Here is a 23834-nt window from a genome sequence, read left to right as displayed (position 1 = left end):
ATGACAATTGATAAGGAAATAATTCAGGAGATTTCTGATAATTCTGAGAAACAAAAAAGTGTGGATTTATCCAGTAAAAAACTCCAGTATGAGGACATAGTACTTCTTACTAATGCACTAAAAAACAACACCCGTCTTAGTAAACTCTCACTAAGAGGCAATCAACTTGATGACCGTTCAATTTTACTGCTTGCGGATGTCTTGCCTTCTACCCACCTGCTTACTCTAGACTTGAGTGATAATCGAATAACTGCTGAAGGATTACAGGGTCTAGCTAAAGCAATCAAATCGTCTCGTCTGCAACACCTTGACGTAAGCAGTAATGAAATTGAACATTCTTGCACGCAGGCAATTTCTCCTTGCGGTATTCTCGAGAATAATGCATTAACTGAATTGAACCTCAGTAAAAATAAACTAAGTGGTTTAGCCAAAACCAATTTTTTCGAGCGTTTAAAAGCGAGTACTACACTGCAGCGATTATCATTAGAAAAATGCGGTTTAGCGGATGAAGAAGGCGATTGGGTTGCTGACGTTTTGCAAACGAACCATTCCTTATTATTTTTAAATCTTTCAGAAAACGCCTTAACGGATAATAGCACGGTTAATATCGCTTATAGCTTAAGAAATAATAAAACATTGAAAACAATTTGGTTGAAAAAAACGGCTCTCTCTAATCAAACCCTTGCCGAATTTTATTTTACTTGTGAAGTGAATGACTCTTTAGAATCGGTTAATCTTATGCATAACAAGATTAGCCCTACTTTACCTCAGGCAAAATCCACTAAAGCCTCTATCCTGCTCACCAAGAAACAGCGAGACCCAGTCAGTCAAGTGGCCACGTTAATTGATCATATTCAACGTGTGGATATTCTTGTAAGGAGAAAATCCATTGATTTGCTTCTTTTTTCTCGGATTTTGTGTTGCTTTAAACCAGAGGATAAGACTCCCATTTTGGAATTGCCTCCAGAAATAAAAGTATATATTTTAAGTTTTGTCGCTGAAAACTTGCTTTCACTCGGGCAAATTTACTCCGTTCTCAATTATGCGCAAGATAAAAAGACTCTCGGTCAATCCTCAGACACTTTTTTCAACTCAGTAAGCTGCATCAAATCAGTAAAATTGCTCTCGAATAACCATTTACAGCGTTTTTTTCCAGGGAACAGGGTAATACAGAAGGACATAAACCGGGAAACTGAAACGAAAGACAACGCTTCTGGGGATGATGCGTCCCTTGCCAAAACATCCTTTACAGGTCAGCGCTTTTTATAATTCCAACTCCTTGCTGCACCAGTTCTTTTTTTATCTCTTGGAATTTGGCGTGATCTAAAGGCTTTGTCGCATCTTCAATCAACCAACTCGAAAAACCCTCCGCTATCGCATCTTTAAGCGTGTAATACACGCAAATATCTGCACATAAACCGCAGAAATAAAGATTTTGCGCTCCTTTATCACGTAAAAAGCCAGCCAATCCCGTGCTTTTTTTGCGCTTGTTATCATAAAATCCGCTGTAACTGTCATTTTCCTTGTCGGTACCTTTGCGAAAAATAGCTTCAATGGGTCTGGTGTCAAGGTGCGGGTGAAAATCGGCACCTACTGTACCTTGTACACAGTGGTCTGGCCAAAGTGTTTGTTCGCCACCGTAAAGCATGATTTTGTCAAAAGGGTTTCTGCCAGAATGCTGGGAGGCAAAACTTTTATGATCAGCCGGATGCCAGTCTTGGGTTGCTACAATTAAATCAAAATGCATTTGCAACCGATTAATAACAGGAATAATTAAATCCCCCTGCGGAACAGCTAATGCCCCACCCGGCATAAAATCATTCTGAAGATCAATGAGGATTAAGACCCGCATTGCCTGTATCCTTTCATTTTTTGGATTAACTGTTCGCGTTGCCGTTTCAGCTGCTCACTTAAGCCCACTTTATACTCGTGAGGGTTAATCAAACGTTTATATTCATCGGATAAACAAGCTAACCGCTGTTGGTTAAAAGCGGCGATTTCGTTAAGCGATTTAACGGCGAATAATCGTTTACCTTTTTCCATCACCTTACGCAATAGCGGTTCTTTTTTATAATTTTTTAGAGAAAGAGACTTCGTCTCTTCAAAAGGATGGTACATTATCTCCAAATCCTCTTCATCAGAAAGCGCTATCACATCAGCGCCTAAAAATGTTCCATCGGTCTGCAAAACACGATAGGTTTGTTTTTTATAAGGCAAGGTTACTTTCGATAACGTTTCTGACAGTTTAATGCGGGGCTTATTATTCGCAAAAGCCAACTTATACACACCGTCTAGCGCCGCATCAGGCACTCCAATAACCAAGTTGGTACCCACACCAAATGAATCAATGGGCGCCTCCTGTTCAAGAAGACTTCTAATGACCTCTTCGTTCAATTGATTAGAAGCAGTGATTTTAACATAGGCTAATCCTGCCTCATCCAACATAGCTCGGGCTCTTTTTGCTAAATAGGCTAAATCGCCGCTATCTAGTCGAATGCCTTTCAGTTTTTTCCCCCGTTTTTCCATCTCTTTTGCAATGATAATGGCATTGGGTACACCAGATTCCAGGGTATTGTAAGTATCCACAAGTAAGACACAATGATCAGGCCAACCTTCTGCAAAATCCCGAAACGCAGCGAGTTCATCATCGTAACTTTGCACAAAAGAATGAGCCATTGTTCCTGAAATGGGAATGTAATAATCACGCCCACTGCACACATTACTTGTACTGTTAAAGCCACCAATAATGGCAGCCCGACTTGCATAGTACCCCCCAGGTCCTTGCGCTCTACGTAAGCCAAAATCAATCAATTCTCGTGGCCCAGCTATATATCGCATGCGACTGGCTTTAGTGGCTATAAGCGTTTGAAAATTTAACAGATTTAACAATAGAGTTTCTATGAGTTGTGCTTCAATAATATCAGCTTCTACAGTTACTACCGGACAAGTGGGAAACACAAGCTCACCTTCCTGTGACGCATACACCGTTCCTTTGAATTGAAACGTTTTAAGATATTCAAGAAAATCAGGGTGAAACCCTTGAGTATGTAAATAGGCAATATCTGAGGGACTAAAAGAAAAATTTTCCAGTATTTCTAATAAATCCTCTAGTCCGGCAAAAATGGCATAGCCTCCGCCAAAAGGAAGTTTACGAAAGAAATAATCAAAAACGGCGACATGATTTTTTTGACCTTTTAAAAAATAAACCTGAGCCATAGTGAGTTGATACTTATCCGTGTAAGTAGCTGTATAATTGATCATTTAGCAACCTTTGCTTTGGTGAAATTTGCGGTTAACGCTAAGAACACGTTGGCTATTCCCTCGATACTCGAAATGTTCAACGCGCACTGTTTTTTGCTCGCTGGCGTCTTCTCTCTTTGGGATCAAGAGTAAGTTGCCGGTATATTTCAATACGATCGCCTGATTTTAATACAGTGTCTAAAGACACTTGCTTTGAGAAAATACCGAGAGGCAACTCTTTTACTTCTGGGTGGGTGCTAAGGATCCCTGATTGCGTCAATGCATCCGCAACTGTCGCACCATTGTCTACAACCAGAGGTATCTGCACTAATGATTGATCGGCGGCAATGTAAACCAGCTCAACCTTTACCATATATGGCCTCAGCACGGTCACAAAACGCGTCAACCATTTTATCAGTGACCTGTTCGAAAATAGGTCCTAAAAGCATGGAAAACATGCGGCCTGCAAATTCGAACTCCAAATCGAAAGAAACTTTACACCCATTCGGTTCTTCATCAAAGCGCCAAAAACCTTCCAAATGACTAAACGGACCGTCCACTAAGCGGATTTCTATCATTTTATTGGTTTGAAGACGATTGCGAGTGGTAAATGATCGACTCATTCCGGCAGCGGCAATAACTAATGTCGCTTGCACTTCATCTTCGTCACGATGATGCACCAAGCTTTGAGAACAATAAGGTAAAAATTCGGCATAATGCTCAACATCATTAACTAAAACAAACATCTGTTCACAAGTAAAAGGAACTATTCTTGATTTTTGAACCACAGTCATCAATGTTCTCCTTTTACCTGAGTAATTAGCCAACGAGAAAGATCGTTAACTTCCTCAGCACAAACCGAATGTTCCATAAGATAGTTATGCATACTCACCGGGTAACCAGCAGAGGTTAACCATTCAGCAGTTTGCTTTGTCCAAATCGGCAAGACAATGGGATCATACTGTCCTCCAGCCATAAATACCGGTGTGGTTTTAGGCAGGGAAGCTTTGCACTGGTCTGCTAACGGCAAATAGGCCGACAAGGCAATCACCCCAGCAAGTGCGGTAGGCATGTGTAAGGCGGTATACAAAGCCATCGCTCCACCTTGAGAAAATCCAGCCAAGAAAATTTGTTCCGTGGTAAACCCATCTTTAATTTGGCTGTCAATCACTTCACGAATAAACAGCGCAGACTGAAGAACTCCCTCTTTGTCTTCTCTATCCGTTAATTTCATCCCAACAATATCATACCAAGCACGCATGGCCATGCCATTATTGAGAGTGACCGGACGTACCGGGGCATCAAGAAAGACATGACGCAGACTTAAATCTTCAAGTAACAATTGCTCTGCAAGACTTGCCATATCAGAAGCGTCAGCACCTAATCCATGCATCCAAATTACGCAAGAATGGGCTTGCTGCTGTGGTTTCTTAATATAAACGTTCAACCCATGTCTCCAAAAAAACTCAAATTATCACTAAAGCGTGGGATTATGGCAAGGCTCACTGCATTAAGTTAAGAATTTTGTCATTGTCGAGGGCGAGAATGACAATACACCAATTAACTTATTTTAATAGCATAAGACGAGGTATATACTCGTGATCCTTCAAAACATAGCATTTTGAAGGATCACGAGTATATTGGAAATTATCCTAACCACCTTACATGTGCTAAGCTTAATCCCTTACGCTTTACATGACCAGGTAATTTATGATGCGCCTATTTGCTTTTATACTTATTATTTGTATATCAGTAGGAATTTTATCCGCTTGCGGACAAAAAGGACCGCTCTATCTACCTGAAAACAAGAAAGCACATCAGAGCAAACTGCCAAAAGCGATGAGATACTAAATGACAATTCGATTTACAAAGATGCATGGGATAGGGAACGATTTCATGGTAATCGATGCAATTCGCCAGCAAATCCACTTAAACCCTAGCCAAATCAAAGCGCTTGCTCGCCGCGATACCGGTGTGGGATTTGATCAGTGTTTATTCGTAGAAGCAAGCAAAGATCCTGAAATCGATTTCTTTTATCGCATTTTTAATGCGGATGGCCAAGAAGTCGGACAATGCGGTAATGGTGCTCGCTGCCTTGCTCGGTTTGTTTACCATTATGGCTTAACCACTAAAAAAACCATTTCAGTGGCAACTTGTACCACCACAATGCGTCTTATACTTAATGAAAATGATACGGTCACCGTCGATTTTGGACAGCCTAAGCATAGACCGGAAGACATTCCCTTATTAGTGAATCATCAGGCCGTTCTTTATCAACTTCCTTTAGAAGACGGTTCCGGTTGTAAAGTTCATGCCATTAATGTCGGCAACCCCCACGCAGTGAGTATCGTCGATGATGTGAGCGAAGCCCCTGTAGCAACTTTAGGTAAAGAAATCAGCGAACATCCTCTTTTTCCTGAGCAAACCAATGCAGGATTCATGCAGATTATCGATACTCACCGTATTCGCCTACGCGTTTACGAACGCGGTTGTGGCGAAACAAAGGCGTGTGGCAGCGGCGCTTTAGCGGCAGCGGCAGTTGGACGCCTTTATCATCATTTAGCTGAACAAATCCATATTGAGCTACCAGGCGGAGAATTAAGGGTAGATTGGCCAGACACTAAGGGTCCTCTCTCGTTGACTGGACCTGCTGCCTTCGTTTATGAAGGAGTCTTAATGCCATGCGAATAGTTATTTTAGGCGCAGGGCAAGTGGGGGCTACGCTTGCTCGCAATCTTGCGCGAGAAGATAACGATGTTACTTTAGTGGATTTAAGCGAAGAGCGTCTACGTGAATTACAGCATCGGCTTGATATTCAAACTGTTCAGGGCTCTGGTTCGCATCCTAATGTTTTAATTGAAGCAGGTATAGAACAAGCCGATATGTTAATTGCAGTCACCAACAGCGACGAAATTAATATGATGGGTTGCCAGATTGCTTATAGCTTGTTTCGCACACCGACAAAAATAGCCCGTATTCGCTCCGAACATTATTACGATTACCCGCAACTATTTCGCAATGATCATGTTCCAGTGGATGTGTGTATCAGCCCCGAAAAACTGGTCACTGAGCACATTGAAAATTTGATTCATTATCCAGGTGCCACTCAAATCCTTGAATTTGCTGACGGGCAAATTTTATTAATGACCATTAAACTTTCGCAAGAAGGGATCATAGTAGGAAAGACCATTGGGCAGCTTTATCAACACTTATCTTCTATTGAAGCCCGAGTGGTTGCTATTTTCCGTGATAAAGTTGCCTTAGAACCTCGTGAGGATTGTGAGATTGTCATGGGTGATACTGTATTGTTTGCCGCCTCTCCTGCTGCAACGCAACAAGTGCTTATTGCCTTAGGTCGCTACACGCATCCCAATCATCGCATTATGATTGCAGGAGGCGGCCATATAGGCGCTGGGCTGGCCCAAGCATTAGAAAACCACTATCGCATTAAAGTGATTGATCGCAATTTAATGCGAGCTAGCTTTCTTGCTTCCCATCTGCATAAAGGCACCGTTTTACAAGGGGATATTGCTGATCGCGATCTTCTCATCAATGAAAACATTGAATTCACTGACGTCTTTTGTGCGGTCACTAATGACGATGAGGCCAATATCATGTCTAGCTTGCAAGCAAAGCGATTAGGAGCCCGTTATGCCATTGCCTTGGTTAATCGAAATGCTTACGTGGAGTTGATTGAAGACAGTCCCATCGACCATGCCATTTCACCCCAATTAATTACGATTGGCAGTATCCTTGCCAAGTTACGCCGTGGCAATATGGTGAAGGTTTATCGATTGCAAGATAATGAAGCAGAAGCCATTGAGCTCATTACTCACGGTGATGAGTTGACTTCACAAGTGGTTGGTCGCAAACTATCAGAAATTGAGCTACCTCCCAGTTGTTCTATAGCAGCACTCACTCGAGCCGAGAAGGTTCTCATGCCAAATCCTGAGTTAGTTCTTGCTTCAGGCGACCACGTTATTCTCTTGCTGTTAAAAAAACGTTACGTTCGCCAAGTAGAATCGCTGTTTCAAGTGAATTTGACTTTTATGTCCTAGAGGTTCTCAGGGAAATTAATGAATGCAGATTAAAACCATTCTTCGCCTTTTAGGCTTGCTTTTAATGATGTTTAGCCTAAGTATGCTTACCCCTCTGATTATTAATGTTATCTTTTGGGAAAACTTCTGGTTTCCCTTTGTGGTGGCGTTCATTTGCACCTTCCTCACGGGATTCCTGTTGTGGTTATGTTGTCGTTCTCAGCATCATGAACTTAAAATTCGCGAAGGATTTATTATTGTTGTCTTATTTTGGTTCGTCCTCTGTTTTTTTGCTTCACTTCCTTTTATTTTCGTGCTTCACCAGCAAAGCCACGGCATGACGGATGCTTTTTTTGAGACCGTGTCAGGCTTAACCACAACTGGAGCAACAGTCATCGAGCACTTACAGGGATTACCTCAGGCTATTTTATTTTATCGCCAACAACTGCAGTTTTTAGGCGGTATGGGTATTGTGGTATTAGCAGTAGCCATTTTGCCCATGCTTGGCGTGGGGGGAATGCAACTTTTTAGAGCTGAAACACCAGGTCCAATGAAAGACGCCAAACTAACCCCACGCATTGCTCATACAGCCAAAGCCATGTGGTATATTTACCTGCTTTTGACCATCATTTGCATGGGCTGTTATTGGGTAGCCGGAATGGATTGGTTCGACGCCTTAGGGGAGAGTTTTGCTACCGTTTCCACGGGGGGCTTCTCCATGCATGATAACAGCTTTGCTTTCTATCAAAATGATATTATTGAGTTAATTGCTTGCTTTTTCATGCTGTTAGGTGGAACCAATTTTGCGCTTCACTTTATTGCTTTTCAGAAAAAAAGTTTACGCCATTACTGGCATGATGAAGAATTCCGCAATTATATTTTTTTCCTGATTAGCGCCACTGTTCTTGTGGGCATCAGTCTTGTGCTTTATGGTTTTTTTAGAGCCAATCATCATGCTTTCATTAAATCCTTATTTAATGTCATTTCAATGGCCACAACAACAGGATTCATTTCCGCTCAATTTAGCAATTGGCCTACTTACATTCCCTTGCTTATTACCTTGTTAGCTCTCATAGGAGGCTGTGCTGGATCAACCAGTGGGGGTGTCAAAGTCATTCGTGCTTTATTAATTTATAAGCAAAGCAAACGCGAAATTGTCCGCCTTATCCATCCTAATGCCATTATCCCTATTAAATTCGGTAAACACAGTTTAGCAGAGCCCATCTTACAATCGATGTGGGGATTTTTATCCGTGTTCATTGCTCTTTTTTTTGGTTTAGTGCTTCTCTTTATGGCACTGGGAAACGATTTTCTCACTTCTTTTTCGGCAATTACGGCCTCTTTATCAAACTCTGGGGCGGGTATTGGAAGCATTCATGAAACCTGTGCGCACCTTAATCCATCCAGTAAATGGGTAATGATATTTGCCATGCTTGCCGGGCGGCTGGAGATATTCTCCTTGCTTATTCTTTTTTCGCCGTATTTTTGGCAGAAATAATTAATTTTAGCCATCCTTATGTGGATTAGAAAGGCTAGCACTTCCCTTTTCCCCGTAGGCAATGATCTTATTTCTACCCGAATTTTTCGCCGCATAGAGAGCCTTATCCGCTGCATCAATTAATTCGGCAATCGTTAAACCGTGTTGTGGGTAAATCGAAATGCCGATGGATACTGTTATCGGACCCACATGCTGGGCACCATATTTTATGGATAACATAGAAACATCGCACCTGATGTTTTCAGCACGTCTTTTTGCTGCCATAAGATCAGTATTATAGAGAACTATAACGAACTCCTCGCCACCATAGCGGGAGGCAATATCTCCCATTCGAATATCACCTTCTAGCAATCGTCCAATCTCTTTTAAGCAAATATCACCTGCATCATGGCCATACGTGTCATTTATTTTTTTGAAGTGATCTAAATCTAAAATTAAAACCGCAAGATTATTTTTCGCCCGTTCAGATTGATGAATTTGTTTTTGAAGAAAGTCTTCTAAGTAGCGTCGGTTATACAGTGCAGTCAGTGGATCACGAATGGATTGATAGCGTAAATTTTCTCGCAATCTGACATTTGCCAAAGCCAAAGCAGTAAGTTCAGAAAATGCATTAACTATAAGCTTCGTGCTTTCTGTGAATTGCTTTTCTTGATCTACGTGCATTTCCATAAACAACAATCCATAAATATCGTTTTGTGCCATTAAGGGTACACAAAGATAAGACGTATTGTTTTCTGTTTTTTTGATGTGATTACAGATCAATTCTGCATGAGCACTTTTCACGTGATGCAGTCTTCCCCGTCGAATACCCCAACACTGATCAGGATAAAATGTCCTGTCTTGTTCGTTTGGCTCTCCCCATCTTTCGATGGCTTCTAAAAAATTCTTTGATGGATGCATAACGTATAAAATGCCTTTCGAAAAATCTAGCATTCTTTGACTATATCGTTTAATCACGGTGCCCAATTCTTCTTGAGAAGCACAAGCCAATAAGTTATCACTCATTTCAACCAATAGAGTAATCTGTTGATTTTTATGCTGTAATTCTTTCATACCATGGTTAAGTTTTTCATTATACTCCTGAAGCTTGGCTTGCTCTTGAATGCGTTTAGTGATATTGCGCATAATCTGTACTGCACCAATAATCTGCTTTTTATCGTTTGCTATGGAACTCGAAGTAATTTCATAAGTCTCTTTCTTGTGTTCATGAGTCAATTCTATATCTTGGGTGCATTCTCTACCCTCTAACGCAGCTTCCCAGGCATTTAATAGTTTAGCTCTAGCTTCAGGTATACTCGCTAAGGCATCCTGCACAGACATTCCAAGGCTGATTGATACTCCAAAAAGCCGTTTGAATTCATTTTGATAGGACTCATTAAAAAGAATATATTGGTATTCGGTGTTAATGGCAGCAATCCTATCATGCGCCCCCTCGAGAATGCTTCGTAATCGAGATTCAGTATTTCTCCCTTTTTCTTCGGAGAGAATGCGTTTTTTTAATTCGCGGTTAAAGAGGATAAAAGCGATAATGAGAAAGATTAAGCTAATTAAATTTCCTACCATTAGAATAACATTGGCTGTTGTGGTATTTACGAAAACGGTACGATTTCGTTCAGTTAATAAGGTTAGCTCTACGGATTTAATTTCCTCAGTCAAATAGCGGATATGATTTGACATTGATTGCCCAAGCTTGATTACATTTAAACCTCCTTCTGTGTTTGCTAAATTTCTTTCTTTTATCTGCTTGGTTTGATTAAGTAAACCAATGCGCTTTTCTATCAAATCAGCCAATTCAGCTACTCTTTCAGTTTGTGAAGGATTATCCTGTGTTAATTTTTTAAGACGTTTTAAATTTTTCCTTAAAGCAGCGACTGATTCATCTCTTTCTATTAAAAACTGCCTATCCCCAGTAATGAAATACCCTCGCTGGTGGGTTTCACTATCAATAACTAAGTAGAGTACATTATCGGTGGCTTCAATAACGTCATAAGTGTGAATGACTAATGCATTCGCTGACATCAATCGATCAATCTGCTTATATGAAAAAAAATAGAAAAAAATAATAAAAATAAATGCACAAATAAAAATTAAATTAAACGACAATAATTTTCTTTCTCTCCCTGTTTCATGCAGGGCAACAGAGGAATTGTCATTTAATTCTTTTGGCAGGAGAATTTTCTTAATCATAACTACTATTCTAGTACACCCACTTTTCAAATTGAGAGCGATTTGTTTTCATCCAGAGCCAAGTGCAAATATTTACACTTCCTTTTTCTACTGTTATCATGATTTGATGAAAATTAGCACAAAACCACTTCTCTGCTTAATGATCCTCTGTCTGGTTTTATTATTTTTAAAACCATTCTGTTCGTTTAATCAGAATAAAAGTCCACTTAATTCAACCCATTACTCGATGACAACGAGCGATTGTTCAAGTCGGACATCAAGCATAAGCTACTGCCAATTATCGACTTATTACACCTTGACAGAAAATGAATTGAATACTGCGCCTTTCTTATTCATCCTTGCAGGAGCGCTCTTTTTTGTTCTTACCCAACTCACTTCAAATTCACCGCTCTCCCAACCGTTCAAACCTCCTATTCGCTTTAAATAAAGCAAAAATAGTCTATTACCGATAAATCGCACTGAGCTTGTTTATAGCGATTAGCATGCGCTTTTATCGGCTATCAATCAATTGATTTTATGAGGTTTAAAATGAAACACTTAATACGTCTTTTTGGCGCTATGACATTAATGCTGATTTCACATGCTGTTTGGTCTTTTTCTTGGGGGTTTGACAGTGCAAATCCAGACATTGTCATCAATTTTATTCAGCAGAATAATGCTTTGATTTATTTAGGTACCTTTTTTATAGTTGGAATCTTACTGGCGTTCACTCCTTGCGTCCTACCCATGGTACCCATTCTCTCAGGGATCATTGTAGGACAAGATTCCTTATCGACACCAAAGGCAATTAAATTATCCTTAGGTTATGTGTTAGGTATGGCAATCACTTACGCTACAGCAGGTATGCTTGCCGGTTTTATGGGTTCTACCGTGCAAACACTCATGCAACGTCCTGTAGTCATTGTGGGATTTAGTCTCCTCTTCGTCTTAATGGCCTTGTCCATGTTGGGCTTATTTGAGCTGCGACTTCCCACTCATCTGCATGCCCGTTTAAATCGCCTCAGTCAACGCTCGAATAAGTCTCATTTTTTGTCGACGTTGTTGATGGGGGTGATTTCCACGCTCATTGTTTCGCCTTGTGTCACAGCACCCTTGATTGGTGTACTCACCTATATTAGCCAAAGTGGGCAAGCACTTAATGGTGGATTAATCTTGTTCGTCATGGCGCTAGGGATGGGTATTCCTCTGATTATAGTGGCAGCAGGCTACGGCTCACTATTGCCTAAAACGGGAGCTTGGATGATTAGAATAAAACAGCTCTTTGGTATTGTGATGCTTGCCATCGCCATTTGGATGTCAGGACGAGTATTACCTGTCATCATCACCCATTTATTATGGGCTGTACTGTTTATTGCCACTGGATTCACTTTAGCCATGCAACGATCCATAGAAGACAAATCTGCTCGTCTATCGCAAATCTTAGGAATCATCGTCTTAGGATTTGGTAGCATTTTCACTTACAGTATGGTATCTCCCTTCGTGCCAGCAAAAGCAGTAACTAAAGCTAATACCTCTACACGTTTTCTTGAGGTAAATACCTTGCAAGGAATTCAGCAGGAATTAGCGCGTGCTAAAAAGGAAAATAAGCCAGTCTTTTTAGAGTTTTCGGCCAGCTGGTGCAGCGACTGTCAAGACATGGACACCAAAGTCTTTAATCAACCAGAGGTGATTAAAGCAATGAAAAATTTATTCGCTGTAAAAGTTAATCTCAGTGAAAATAATCAAGAGGTCGCAGACATCAAAAAGAGCTTTGCTATTTATGGCACACCCACCCTGCTATTTTTTGACGCTCAAGGGCAGCGATTAAATCAATTCACCTCGGTAGGCTACATTAGCAAAACAGCAATGTTAAGCTTACTTAAACAAGCCTCTTCCCACGCACTGCCGTTAAGTTAAAAAGAGCATCTGAAGCAATGGCCCTTTGTGATTTAAATGATACGCAAAGGAGCTATTGTTTTTTGTTAGAGTTAATTGGCTTTGGAGTTTATTCCTCTGAATAGGCTCCAAAGATTAAAGCAAATATCTATCGTTAGTTGCACCTCATTTCAATTTGAGGCTTCAGCGCAATTTCGAAGCTAAAGGGATATTAAATTACAATAAAATATATATTATGTTTTCAATGAAACAAGGGCCAAATATAAAGGATTCTAAATAAGAGATAATCACTTTTTTAAACATCACTAGACAGAGGGAATAATATTATAGATAGAGATACTATGGCACCCTTAACTCCAAGAGATTAACCGGGAGGGGTAAACCTGTCTTTAAGGTCATCAGGTAATTCGTCTAACTCTTCAGGCTTTAAATATTCCCTATTTTGCTTAAAAAAAACAATTAGTTTTTCTGATAAAGCTGGCGTTGGTATAGGTCTTAGTCGATTAGCAGCAGCCTCAATTTTCTCAAGCTGAGCAATAATGGCATTTTTACCTTGCCAAAGCGTTTTTTGTTTATCAATTTCCAATTGTAATTTTAATAGGCTATCGTCTTTATGGTCAGTTGTAAGATGATAATTATAAGGCAACGAATTAATAAAAATCTCCAACCTAGCAACCAGCATCTCTTCACTTTCAGGCGTTAAATTATTTAACTCATTCCTGGTAAGGGTATGATGCAGCATAATATGGGGTTCAAGGCGAAAAGAGTCAGTCATTAATACCGTTTTTGCTCCTAAGGAATTTATAAAATCCTCATCATATGGTGAAATGTCAAAAATACCCATAAAACGTTCAATACTTTCATTTGCAGTAAATTGACTAAGTAACTCCGGCTCTGAAATCCTCTTTAAAAGTTGCTCTTTATAATCAGGATATGCATTTTTTATGTCTTGCAAGGTAGTTAGATTGGGTATCTTTGCCAGAAAAAAACGAACTGACTTATTGTCTAATAATTCATTTAACTGTGCTTTAGTAATCATTGCGATTCCATATGATGAGGCAATTTGTTTAATTATAAACCATTAGTGCTAAGTAAATAAAAATCCAGCCTACCTTTGGATAAATTATGCTGCGTATCTCGGTCGGAATGAACAGCTCATTCAGCTTTGCCAAACGCCAGTCAGTGCTCGTTGGGTTTGTGGCTATCTTGCTGCAGAATAGGTAATTCGATCTATACTAGATAACATATGAGCCAATGGATACCATTATGGAGAGAAGGTTTATCCGCATCATCCTTTTACTATGCTGCATTTTTTGCTCTTCATTTCTTCATGCTACGGTAAAAATTGGGACTCCCGTATTTGCACCTCCTTTTGCAGTGAATGTACAACACTACATGCTTGAAGGGTTCGATATCGAATTAATGAACTTAATTTGCTCAGACTTGAATTGGCAATGCGAATTCATTCCGGTACAAAATAATGATTTATTCTCAGCTCTCAATCAGAATCAGGTGGATTTTATCATCGGAGGGTTGACTATTACTCCAGAACGCCAGTTGCTTTACTTGTTTAGCCAACCTTATTTGCCCAGTGAGGGAGGTTTTATCGTCCCGAATCAATCTGCCATCTATACTATAAGCGATTTACAAAACAAACGAATTGCCACCTTGCGCGGACGAGTCTACGGACCTTTTCTTGCGCAAAATTCGCCGGTTCCAATTAAAATTGTAACTTATGCTATCTATGATGATTTAATGCTTGCAGTAAAAAATGGTGAAGCTGATGCAGCTTTTATTAATTATTACACTGCACTCTACATAGAGCATCGATATCCTGATTTAGCTCGCGTTTTGCATCGGCCGTTTGATCTCGGTTATGGGATCGGAATTGCGACTTCTTTTAATAATGCGGACAAAATAGAACAAATTAATCAAATGCTTACAAAATATGAATCCAATGGCGTCTATGTGAGACTCTATAACTATTACTTCCAATTTTTTGCTAAATAAAGACTCATTGAGCCGTCTACAATCGCCTATGGCATTGCTGATTTTTCTTCTGGACTATCTTTGGCTATTTCTTCAACATCCGTTTTATCTTTAGGAATTTCTTCAATAATTTGAGCTCCAGATAGGTGCATTGGTTTTATGTAATCGAATAATACGCGTTGCTCCTCAGCGGTAATGGGTTGATTAGCATCCATCTTTTTTAAGGTATCTAAGCAACATTTGCTCCTGTTGAAAGCAGCCAATATTTCTTCTCGATTCCTGTGCGATTGCCTTAATTCTTCATCAAAAGAATTTTTGAAAATGGTTATCCTTTGAATCAATTCCTGAATGAGAGGTTTATTATTAGTAATATTTTCAATTAATTGTGCTATTGAGGATGGATTGGCATTTTTAAAAAACGTAAACTTAGATTTTCCCATAAAATGTCCTACATTTGACTGACGATAATTTTACAGACCTTAAGCTTTTAGCCTGCCTACTCCTAATTAAATATTAGCAAACAACATACAAATTTTTTTCGTCTCCTTAAACATCATACATAGTTAACCTATGCTTCTGTCCCTAACTTAATTTTTATTCTGGAAAGAGGGTTGAGTAGTTATTTTTTTACTATCGCGCCAATGCAGCTTTTACTGCTTAAAGCGACACTTTTTTAAAGTATAGACTAGTAAATGACCTAATGGTTTTAAAAATCTTCCCTTCGCACAAAAAATATTTTGTGTTTGCCGAGGAGAGCCTTATAATGAGTCAATCTGGACTCATTAAGGACGAATATGAAACTCCATTTATTATTGCAGTGGATAAATAACAATAACATCGTCCATTTTTCGGACCAAAAAATCAGCTTAAGGGATTTAGAACAGGAGTATTCAGACGCTCACCAGCTCAATCGGCGTTTAATCGCTGACATAAGAATCGCAAAACTCAGTTCATCTTCACCCTCCCTTTCGACCATTAATGCGCTTGATGAAAACACCAATTTACTGAATTTTATTGATTTCTGTCAGCAAACTATAAAAAAACACGAGGGGGCTACTTTGTTTTTAGTCGCCTTAAGCTATTTATTATCGCTTCCAAAAGAAGCTCGCCTGGCCAATTCTGCAGAAAAAATACTCCATTTATTTAAAGCATTATTACAAGAAAACCAAGCCGTTACTGTACAATTTTATCTTCTTAATCAAGGATTATTTGCTGCATATCCTGAAATTAACTCAATTGCAGAAAAACTAGTTAAAAAAAAGAGAGCGCTGTCCACCCTTAACGCCCATCTGGAATATTTCACTGACGCCTTAAAAGATCAAGAAAATCCCTTAGGTATCATTGCATTATTCAAAGAGGAAATTGCTGATACAGAAAAATATGCTGCACTCATTCTGTGGCTTCTTCAGCGCAAAGTTCCAAACAAAACGATTATAGCCACACACGTCTTACATCATTTTATGAGTTATAACCTTTATGCGCTTAGTTCGCCTGATAGTGCTATCGACCATTTTTACAGCCTATTAGACGAATTTCCTGAGGCAAAAACCCTGATTGAAAAAGCAAAGAAGGTCAGCTGCGGCGAACGTGGTTTTTTGAATTATGCCCTGAATGGCTCTTTACAGCATGATGAGCCATTGCAATATGTTGAAGTTGAGCCTGCCCTGTATGAGTTCTCCCCTACCGTTTACAATTTTAATGCATTGCTTCAATTGTTTGGTCCATCATTTTTAATCGCAGCGATAAGTTGGGCTGTACGCACTGAAAACGCAGACTGGCTTGTGCTATTAAAAAAGCATTTAAATCAACCCCGAGTGACCACAGAACAATTACCCATGCTGATTAACTTTATTAGCAAAGCAAAAAATTCTCAGTTAACTAAAGCACTGGCTATGCTCATTGAGGATTCAACAGCCGAGCAGCTCCTTTCTCAGCATCAAGGCGCTATTTTTCATCTATTGGCATATAAACCTTTTCTTCTTAAAACGATCAACTCGATGAATATGAGCACCTATGTGGAACAAATTATTTCTGCTAGTTCTTCTGATTTTGAGACCACGATGCAGCTGCTTGAATTATTAAAGCTCTTAGTAAAAAATAAACATGAATCTGCCGATTTAGTCTTTGAGCAGTTCGTCGATTATCTTCTTTCGCAGCCATCCAGTCTCATTGAAGATGATGAAGTAGCCTATTTGCTAAAACGTCACCCAGCGTGGGTTTCTCGTCTTAGTCATCTCAGTAAGGTGTTGCACTTACAGCTTCAGGACTCCATAGAAGCAAACACCCAAAGTCCATTAAATACAACAGGCTATAATTGCATTGAAGACAGTTGGCTCGAAGTCAATAGAAAATTAAATCTTTTACACGGCCTAGCGCCTCATACCGAGGTAATAGATAAGTATGTTTTATACACTCAAATCGCTAGAGCTTCCTATAGAAACCTGGGTCAATATTTTGATCTTGCTGCATTTATTGAAGCACTTTCATTACCAGAAGCTAGACTTGGCGAAACAAGTATCCAAGAACGCGTGCTTATTGAAATATTGGCTGCAATTGATGACGAAGTCATAAAAGCACAAGTCACTATGCGATTAGAGAGTGAGCCCATTGCCTGCACGAATTGGATGACAAAAGATTATGGGGGTCTCTCTCTTTTTGTCAAAGCAGCTGGACAGGGAAATAATACTCTTCTTAAACTGCTTGCAACCCATCAAGTGCCCGATAAAGATAGCTTAAATAACGCCATTCGTATGGCAACTGAAAGTCAACATTGGCTCACCGTCTTTTACCTTTGCCAGCTCTCTCCTAAAAAAGTAAGAAGTACCACTGTTGCTGAGACACTCATTTTGGCAGCGCAACATGGAGAGGTAGAGATTGTAAAACAACTTTGTAATGTCAAGATTTATTCGCGCGTGACGGATAAAACTTTTGCACGAGTGTTAGAAACGGCAGTTGAAAATAACCACTTACCTGTCGTGGAGTTGCTTTGTACTCTGTCTTCACCGGTACCTAATAAAAGTCTTATTGAAAAACTCTTTCATTTGGCCTTACAGCGCAAGCATTTAACACTTGTCGCTTATTTCTCTGAGTTATTGGAAAATGCACCTCACCAGCTGCAGATTGATAAAGCATTTAGTCACGCGGTTTTAAACAATAATGAAGACATTGTCCTCTGTCTGGGTCATTTAAAAACCCTCAAGCCAGGGCAGGCTGTTATTGAGCGAAGCTTTAAAAAAGCAGCCATGATGGGCCTTTTGAATATGGTCATCTGCCTTGGCAATTTGCCAGGTTATATTTTAAATACACCCAAAATCATCAACGAAACATTAGAGGAAGCAGCAACCAATGGCCATTTACCCATTGTTAAACATCTACTGAGTTCGATAAACGACTTAAAAACTCAACAAAATGCCCTAGTCATTGCCCTAACGGCCGCTACAAAATCAGGTAAACTAGACGTCGTCGATTATCTTTGCAATCTCTCTAGTTCTTCAACAGTACAAAATGCCATTTTTTCGTTACTACAATGGGCAATCAAATCTAAGAAATCTCAAACCGTAGCGCTGTTTTGCAACTTAACTACTAACAAATTACAGCCTAAATTTTCTGTAAAACTTCTACAGGAAGCCATTAAGGGAGGAGAGTTGGATATTGTAAAGACCATTTGTCAAACTTTTACTCCGCTTTCTCAAAGAAATTTAGACTTTGCAATCCCATTAGCTGTTGAATGGTGCCATCCGGTTATTGTTACTTATTTGTGCGAACTACCTGAAAATAAACCCACCCCCAAAATGCTCAGACTTGCATTAAATAAAGCAATTTCGACTAAACAGGGTGATATAATTCATTATTTACGTAGCAAACTGATAGAGGTAAGGCATCAAGTCGACTCCGATGACCTTACTCCCAAGGCAGGTCAAACGTTAGGGCATTTAGGGTTATTTGGCCACAAATCAGGGAAAACTCTTTATTTCCAAGAAACTTCCCATACAGCGTCAGTTTTAGCTTAATTATTAAGGTAAGCAATCGAACGTATCACTATGTCCCGCGACTTATCCCGGCTGTTCCTCAATATAGCGCGCTGCATGTAGGCTACTCCGTAAACACTCACAGGTAGAAAAATTTAAGCTTAAGTAAGGGTAAGGAGAAAAAAGCCCGATCAAATGAGCTGCTACAGCTCTTTTAACTTCCAGCGCTTATGTAGCCACAGCCACTGTTCAGGATGGGCCAAAATTATTTTTTCCAACGCTTGATTATAGCTCAACGTATTACGATAGATAGACTCTTGTGCACTAGCATATTCTTGCCAGCAAATAGGCTCAAAAAACTCAAGCACGTGCTTGCCATTAGGAAGGCGATATCCCGCTGCAGGAACAACCGGTACTCCTGTATGTCGAGCAAAGCTGGCTAAGCTGCGATAAGTCCCCGCTTTTTTTCCAAAAAATTCAGCAGCAATACCATCGCGATTGGCCAAAGAAGCATGTTGATCCAAAACAAACACAACAGCATGATTTTGCTCTAACGCATCACAAACTTGCTGTAAGGAATTCTTTTTAGGAATGACGTTAAGACCCGCTTGGTAATAGCGTTTAAATAAAATTTTCTCGATAAATTTATAGCGTAGTGTTCGACGGATAAAGTGGAACTGTCCTTGAAATTCTTTAAAATTGAGGATCCCGCCAATGGGGGCAAACTCCCAATTTCCAAAATGGCCGGTTAAAATGAGTACACCCCGCTTTTCAGCAACAATAGCCAGTAAGCGCTCATAACCTCGCACCTCCACCTGCTCGCACAGTTTCTTTTCGCTCATGAATCGGAGTTGAATGGCTTCTTTGATTGACTTAGCTAAGTGGGAATAAAACGCTTTTGCCAAGCGTACTTTTTCCCCATCATTCAGCTGACTGCCAAAAACCTGCTCGATATTCGCTTTCACAACAGTACGTCGATAAGGCAAATAGCGATATAAAAAACGCCCGGCCCAAGAAATGGGCAAATTAGCTATTTTGTTAGATAAACTAGTCACACGCTTTAATCACTAAACACGCATTCATACTTGCAAAACCACGATTGATTATCATTGCAGTTTTACTAGCCCCTAATGGCCTATGTTCGGCACTGATATTAAGCTCCTCACAAAGAGGTGCTGGCTTCACAAAATTTGCGATACCTGGAACGCAATTATCACGAATTGCATAAGTGGTCATAACCGCATCTAAAATACCCGAAGCTGAAATGGTATGGCCATATGACCATTTTAAAGCAGTTACTGGAACTTTATTTTCAGCAAAAACCGTTTGAATGGCCTGAGCTTCGCTATCATCTGATTTATGATTACCATTACCGTGAGCGACAACCATACCAATCTCTGTGAGGTTAATGGATTCCTCTTCCAATGTCCTTGATAATAAATTAGCTAAATGCTTACCTTCCGCTTCGATCGAAAATAAACCGGAAGCTTCACTAGCAGCCCTCCCAGCAAGGATTTCACCATAGCAGGTTGCTGAACGGGCCTTTGCGCTCGCTTCTGTTTCCAAAATGAATGCTGCAGCACCATCCGCTAAAATTGTTCCGTCACGCTCTATATCAAAAGGTTTCAGATGGCGAGTGCTAATTACGCCTATTTTTTCATAATAAAAGAGAGCTTGGGGCTCCAATACGTCATAGGCTACCACAACTGCCCGCTCCGCCTGCCCATGCTTTAATGCTTGATAAGCCTCGCAGATAGCCTGCATACCCCCAATAGCATGATTTGTGATATTGTGATTCGGCCCTTTAAATCCGTAACTAATCCCTGTATAAGCTAAAACGTTGTTCGGTAAAATGCGTAGTAGCCACATCGGGTGCACTTCATCAAATAGCTGCTCTGCAAAAGCTTGCATGTCATTGCCCGTTTTGGCGAGAAGTGGTAAGAAATCTTCTTGTTGAAAATACTTATTGCCCGGTGAACCAACATAGATAGCGGTTTGTTCGTTAAACGCATCCAAGTTGTCTAAAGTGTCTCGGTAATTAAGCAAACCACTATGCTGTACGGCTTGCACTGCTGCATTAATCCCTAGCACGTCTTGGCGGGAAATCACTTTCATCAACTTGCGATCAGGTAACATTTTTGCAGGCTGGAAATGTTTAAGCTCCCCGCCTAAACGATGCGACCAAGAGGATAAATCCCATTGAGTCAGCTCAGCTATTCCACTCTGACCAGCAAGTATAGCCTGCCACGTTTGCTCAGCAGTTTCGCCGCAAGGTGTCAGCGCACTTAAGCCGGTAATGAAAACTCGGTTGGAGTCGCTCATTTAATCACTCCATCAAATTCAGGATGCTTAAATAGCAAACAGCTATTTGAACCACCAAAGCCAAAAGAATTGGATAAGACAACGCCCACCGATTTTTCACGGGGACCATCGACAACGTAATCAAGATCGCACTCTGGATCAGGCGTAGTCAAATTGGCAGTTTTCGGAATTTGGCCGTGGTTGATGGACAACACAGATAACACCGCTTCCAGCGCACCTGCAGCTGCAATAAGATGTCCAGTCTGGCTTTTTGTCGAACTAATGGGCAATCGCTTAGTTTGAGCACCAAACACCGCTTTCACCGCATTGGTTTCACTCAAATCATTCATTTTCGTCGATGTGCCGTGCGCATTAATATAGTCTACATCGCTTGCCTTTACACCCGCATCTTTAAGGGCTCTCTCAATGGCTTGAATTGCCCCATCACCATTTGGGTGTGAATCGGTAATACGATATGAACTTAATGAGTTGCCTTCACCTGCTAATTCAGCATAAATTCGAGCGCCTCGCGCTTTCGCTTTAGACCATTCTTCAAGAATTAGAAAGGCAGCTCCTTCGCCTAAAACAAAACCATTGCGGGTGGCATCGAAGGGTCGGCTAGCCGTTTCTGGTGTGTCATTATAAGTGGACAAGGCGCCAAGCAGGCAAAAACTCGATAGCCCTAAGGGGTTAATCATTGAATCAAAACCGCCTGCTAACATAAAATCAGCCTCACCACGCCGAATCACTTGCATTGCCAAACCGAGCGCTTGTCCACCTGAAGCACAAGCAGTGTGCACTGAAGAGGCATAGCCTTCAATTCCAAATTGTTGTATTAATAAGGACAATCCAGAATTTGAGGTGGTCTTTCCAAAATCAACTAGGCTGTAAAATTGGTGAGTGCGCTCCTGAAGTTGCTCCCAATTCGGTTTGCCTTCGGCAGCACAAGTGCTTTGGAATCGTTGTAGGTATGAAAACTCTGCTGTCATCATACCACTGCCAGTAACCACGCCCCAACGGGAAGCACTTTGTGGTGTTGGTCTTATCCCAGCATCGATGAATGCTTGATACGCAGCATCCAAAGCATACTGAGTAAACTGCATTGAAAATCGAGTATGCTTGCCCTTAATAGCAGGATTAGGCTGGAATTGTTTTACTTCTGCAGCGATGTATGTAGGAAAAGCACTGGCATCAAAATGACTTATCTCAGCAATTCCAGACTTACCTTCCAATAAGTTATGCCAAGTCGTCTGTACATCATTGCCCAAAGGAGAAACAACGCCCAAGCCTGTAATTGCGACTCGTCTGTTTTTCATAATGATTAATTACCTTTCGTCGTCATTACCAGGTCTAGAACACATACTCGTTTACCATCCACTTCGCTTCGATAATGCAAAATTAACTGCTGATCATTTTGCTCTTTCACTTTAAGATGGGTAATTAGCACGCTACCTGGATGAACAAATTCATTCATTTTGATTTTACGTAATTCACTGACCTGATAGCATTGGTTAAACGATGCACGAGCTATAAATTCACGCGCCAAATTGAGTTTACACTCCAACAAAACAGTCATTGGTAGAACAGGATTGTTAGGGAAATGATCGTTGAAATAGGAGGCGGCTCGCGTGATGCATTTTTCAGCGGTTAAACTTACCCCGGGTTCAGAATCGAGTATGCGATCAAACAACATCTGGCTGCCAGGTAGCCCGGCTTTAGCAGAAGCTAATTCAGAAGCTAACTCGGAGCTAGATGTCAGCGCCTGTCGCTGAGACCAATCGCCTGGCCGGTTTATTTCAGCAAACTGTCTGCGGACAATTTGCTCATCGATGAAACCAGCCATGGGCAACAATGGCCCCAAAGCGCCATCAATGGTAAATACCACTTCATCACCGACATAAGCAATGCTGTGGTATTGGACAGCGCGGTTATCGAGCGACTCAATAACGGACTCTAGGAATAAGGTTTCTCCCACATACGCAGGGCGATGCAATCGTGCGCTTGAAACAACACCCGCCACGGGTCTTAGCGTAAAATCATTAGCAAACATCACATTCCAAGCGGCCAATTGGCCTAATGTTTCGCCTATCAGGGAAGGAATAAAGCAAAGTCTTCCCTGTTCATCGTGACAAAGATAGGCATCATCACGCGTGATGTGTTTTATCCCCCGGGCTATTTCACCAGGCGATAATTGCAATATTCGGTCAACAAATAAGAATCGCATTAGGCAACAATTTCACAAGTTTTTTGTTCATTAGTAGCTGTAACAACCAGCTTGCAAAAAGTTTCCACAGTAAACAGCATTGGGATTTCACTTACTTTCATATTTGCTTTGAAGTATTCCCCAGGCACTTCACTTAAATAATTTTTAAGGGCTTGCATGCCTTTCACTGTCAATACACCACCTTTTTCAAATTCATCTTCCGCTAAATCGCCTCGGGCATTTTTTTCTAATTGACCGCGCGGAATTTTGATACTAAATTCTTTTTCTAATTGAAAAACCAAATCAAGAAAGTCAATGGACTCGGCACCCAAATCACTAATCAATCGGCTGTTCAAAGACACGTCTTCTTCGTCAATAACCAGCACATCAGCGATAATCTCCCTTACTTTTGGGTAAACGCTATCTACATTCATGTTTTTTTATCCTCAAAGCTCACCTAGTTCACAAAACTTCAGAGTATATCATAAAGTTTTAATAGGCAGCTACGGCCAACTTACAAAAGTAAGAAGCCAAAA

The 23834-nt window shown here is 40.5% G+C and carries 21 protein-coding genes; 8 read left to right on the top strand and 13 right to left on the bottom strand.

Annotated features, from left to right (window positions below):
* Complete coding sequence (locus tag B5D33_RS09050) at nucleotides 1–1269, top strand: leucine-rich repeat domain-containing protein (protein WP_058452053.1); 1269 nt, start codon at nucleotides 1–3, stop codon at nucleotides 1267–1269.
* Here B5D33_RS09050 and pncA read toward each other — a convergent pair.
* The 5 genes from pncA to B5D33_RS09025 all read right to left on the bottom strand — a co-directional run bounded on the left by pncA (nucleotide 1247) and on the right by B5D33_RS09025 (nucleotide 4687).
* Complete coding sequence (gene pncA / locus B5D33_RS09045; protein WP_058452052.1) at nucleotides 1247–1852, bottom strand: bifunctional nicotinamidase/pyrazinamidase; 606 nt, start codon at nucleotides 1850–1852, stop codon at nucleotides 1247–1249. The two genes, B5D33_RS09050 and pncA, sit on opposite strands and share 23 nt — an antisense overlap.
* A complete protein-coding gene (locus B5D33_RS09040) occupies nucleotides 1840–3261 on the bottom strand; it encodes a nicotinate phosphoribosyltransferase (RefSeq protein WP_058452051.1) in 1422 nt (473 codons plus the stop codon). The genes pncA and B5D33_RS09040 overlap by 13 nt, the downstream gene beginning before the upstream one ends.
* Nucleotides 3262–3337: 76 nt before the next feature.
* Entirely contained in the window at nucleotides 3338–3613 is a 276-nt protein-coding gene (locus B5D33_RS09035) for an RnfH family protein (RefSeq protein WP_058452050.1), read from the bottom strand.
* The gene (locus B5D33_RS09030) at nucleotides 3600–4034 is read right to left on the bottom strand and encodes a type II toxin-antitoxin system RatA family toxin (RefSeq protein ID WP_058452049.1); all 435 of its coding nucleotides are present in this window, start codon (nucleotides 4032–4034) and stop codon (nucleotides 3600–3602) included. Before B5D33_RS09030 ends, B5D33_RS09035 begins: the two co-directional genes overlap by 14 nt.
* Nucleotides 4034–4687, bottom strand: coding sequence for an alpha/beta hydrolase (locus B5D33_RS09025; RefSeq protein WP_078767396.1), 654 nt, complete (start codon nucleotides 4685–4687; stop codon nucleotides 4034–4036). Before B5D33_RS09025 ends, B5D33_RS09030 begins: the two co-directional genes overlap by 1 nt.
* Before the next feature lie 263 nt (nucleotides 4688–4950).
* Between B5D33_RS09025 and lptM the strand changes: the two genes are divergently transcribed.
* From lptM to B5D33_RS09005, 4 genes are read left to right on the top strand one after another with little or no spacing between them, the layout of a single operon-like run.
* On the top strand, nucleotides 4951–5091 hold the full coding sequence (gene lptM, locus B5D33_RS09020) for an LPS translocon maturation chaperone LptM (protein WP_078767395.1): 141 nt from the start codon (nucleotides 4951–4953) through the stop codon (nucleotides 5089–5091).
* Entirely contained in the window at nucleotides 5092–5931 is an 840-nt protein-coding gene (gene dapF, locus B5D33_RS09015) for a diaminopimelate epimerase (protein ID WP_058452048.1), read from the top strand.
* Nucleotides 5922–7298, top strand: a complete 1377-nt coding sequence (gene trkA, locus B5D33_RS09010) for a Trk system potassium transporter TrkA (protein WP_058452047.1) — start codon at nucleotides 5922–5924, stop codon at nucleotides 7296–7298. The genes dapF and trkA overlap by 10 nt, the downstream gene beginning before the upstream one ends.
* A 22-nt stretch (nucleotides 7299–7320) precedes the next feature.
* Complete coding sequence (locus B5D33_RS09005; RefSeq protein ID WP_058452046.1) at nucleotides 7321–8775, top strand: TrkH family potassium uptake protein; 1455 nt, start codon at nucleotides 7321–7323, stop codon at nucleotides 8773–8775.
* 6 nt (nucleotides 8776–8781) lie between these two features.
* On the opposite strand, the gene B5D33_RS09000 is transcribed toward B5D33_RS09005, so the two are convergent.
* A complete protein-coding gene (locus B5D33_RS09000) occupies nucleotides 8782–10962 on the bottom strand; it encodes a sensor domain-containing diguanylate cyclase (RefSeq protein ID WP_234802488.1) in 2181 nt (726 codons plus the stop codon).
* A 528-nt stretch (nucleotides 10963–11490) separates the two neighbouring features.
* Here B5D33_RS09000 and dsbD point away from each other — a divergent pair.
* The gene (gene dsbD / locus B5D33_RS08995) at nucleotides 11491–12858 is read left to right on the top strand and encodes a protein-disulfide reductase DsbD (RefSeq protein WP_058452045.1); all 1368 of its coding nucleotides are present in this window, start codon (nucleotides 11491–11493) and stop codon (nucleotides 12856–12858) included.
* A 343-nt stretch (nucleotides 12859–13201) separates the two neighbouring features.
* On the opposite strand, the gene B5D33_RS08990 is transcribed toward dsbD, so the two are convergent.
* The gene (locus B5D33_RS08990; RefSeq protein ID WP_058452044.1) at nucleotides 13202–13876 is read right to left on the bottom strand and encodes a hypothetical protein; all 675 of its coding nucleotides are present in this window, start codon (nucleotides 13874–13876) and stop codon (nucleotides 13202–13204) included.
* Nucleotides 13877–14103: 227 nt separating this feature from the next.
* Here B5D33_RS08990 and B5D33_RS08985 point away from each other — a divergent pair, with 227 nt between their 5' ends.
* Nucleotides 14104–14847 (top strand): transporter substrate-binding domain-containing protein, encoded by a 744-nt coding sequence (locus B5D33_RS08985; RefSeq protein WP_058452043.1) that lies wholly within the window; start codon nucleotides 14104–14106, stop codon nucleotides 14845–14847.
* A gap of 26 nt (nucleotides 14848–14873) precedes the next feature.
* Here B5D33_RS08985 and B5D33_RS08980 read toward each other — a convergent pair whose 3' ends face one another.
* Nucleotides 14874–15266, bottom strand: coding sequence for an SGNH/GDSL hydrolase family protein (locus B5D33_RS08980; protein ID WP_058452042.1), 393 nt, complete (start codon nucleotides 15264–15266; stop codon nucleotides 14874–14876).
* 354 nt (nucleotides 15267–15620) lie between these two features.
* Here B5D33_RS08980 and B5D33_RS08975 point away from each other — a divergent pair, with 354 nt between their 5' ends.
* Nucleotides 15621–18836: an ankyrin repeat domain-containing protein gene (locus B5D33_RS08975; protein WP_058452041.1), complete on the top strand. Its 3216-nt coding sequence runs from the start codon at nucleotides 15621–15623 to the stop codon at nucleotides 18834–18836.
* Between the two features lie 161 nt (nucleotides 18837–18997).
* On the opposite strand, the gene B5D33_RS08970 is transcribed toward B5D33_RS08975, so the two are convergent.
* The 5 genes from B5D33_RS08970 to B5D33_RS08950 are packed head-to-tail and all read right to left on the bottom strand — an operon-like array spanning nucleotide 18998 to nucleotide 23732.
* On the bottom strand, nucleotides 18998–19849 hold the full coding sequence (locus B5D33_RS08970; RefSeq protein WP_058452040.1) for a lysophospholipid acyltransferase family protein: 852 nt from the start codon (nucleotides 19847–19849) through the stop codon (nucleotides 18998–19000).
* Entirely contained in the window at nucleotides 19842–21116 is a 1275-nt protein-coding gene (locus tag B5D33_RS08965) for a beta-ketoacyl-[acyl-carrier-protein] synthase family protein (RefSeq protein WP_058452039.1), read from the bottom strand. Before B5D33_RS08965 ends, B5D33_RS08970 begins: the two co-directional genes overlap by 8 nt.
* Nucleotides 21113–22411, bottom strand: a complete 1299-nt coding sequence (locus B5D33_RS08960) for a beta-ketoacyl-[acyl-carrier-protein] synthase family protein (protein ID WP_058452038.1) — start codon at nucleotides 22409–22411, stop codon at nucleotides 21113–21115. Before B5D33_RS08960 ends, B5D33_RS08965 begins: the two co-directional genes overlap by 4 nt.
* Before the next feature lie 5 nt (nucleotides 22412–22416).
* Nucleotides 22417–23319 carry an ApeI family dehydratase gene (locus B5D33_RS08955; protein ID WP_058452037.1) on the bottom strand — a complete coding sequence of 301 codons (903 nt, stop codon included), beginning with the start codon at nucleotides 23317–23319 and terminating at the stop codon, nucleotides 22417–22419.
* Entirely contained in the window at nucleotides 23319–23732 is a 414-nt protein-coding gene (locus B5D33_RS08950; RefSeq protein WP_058452036.1) for an acyl carrier protein, read from the bottom strand. The genes B5D33_RS08955 and B5D33_RS08950 overlap by 1 nt, the downstream gene beginning before the upstream one ends.
* Nucleotides 23733–23834 lie beyond the last annotated feature (102 nt).

The sequence above is a fragment of the Legionella maceachernii genome (assembly GCF_900167045.1).
Lineage (GTDB): Bacteria > Pseudomonadota > Gammaproteobacteria > Legionellales > Legionellaceae > Tatlockia > Tatlockia maceachernii.
The sequence above is the reverse complement of the archived record's forward strand: the minus strand, read 5'-3'. Positions and strand labels throughout refer to the sequence as shown.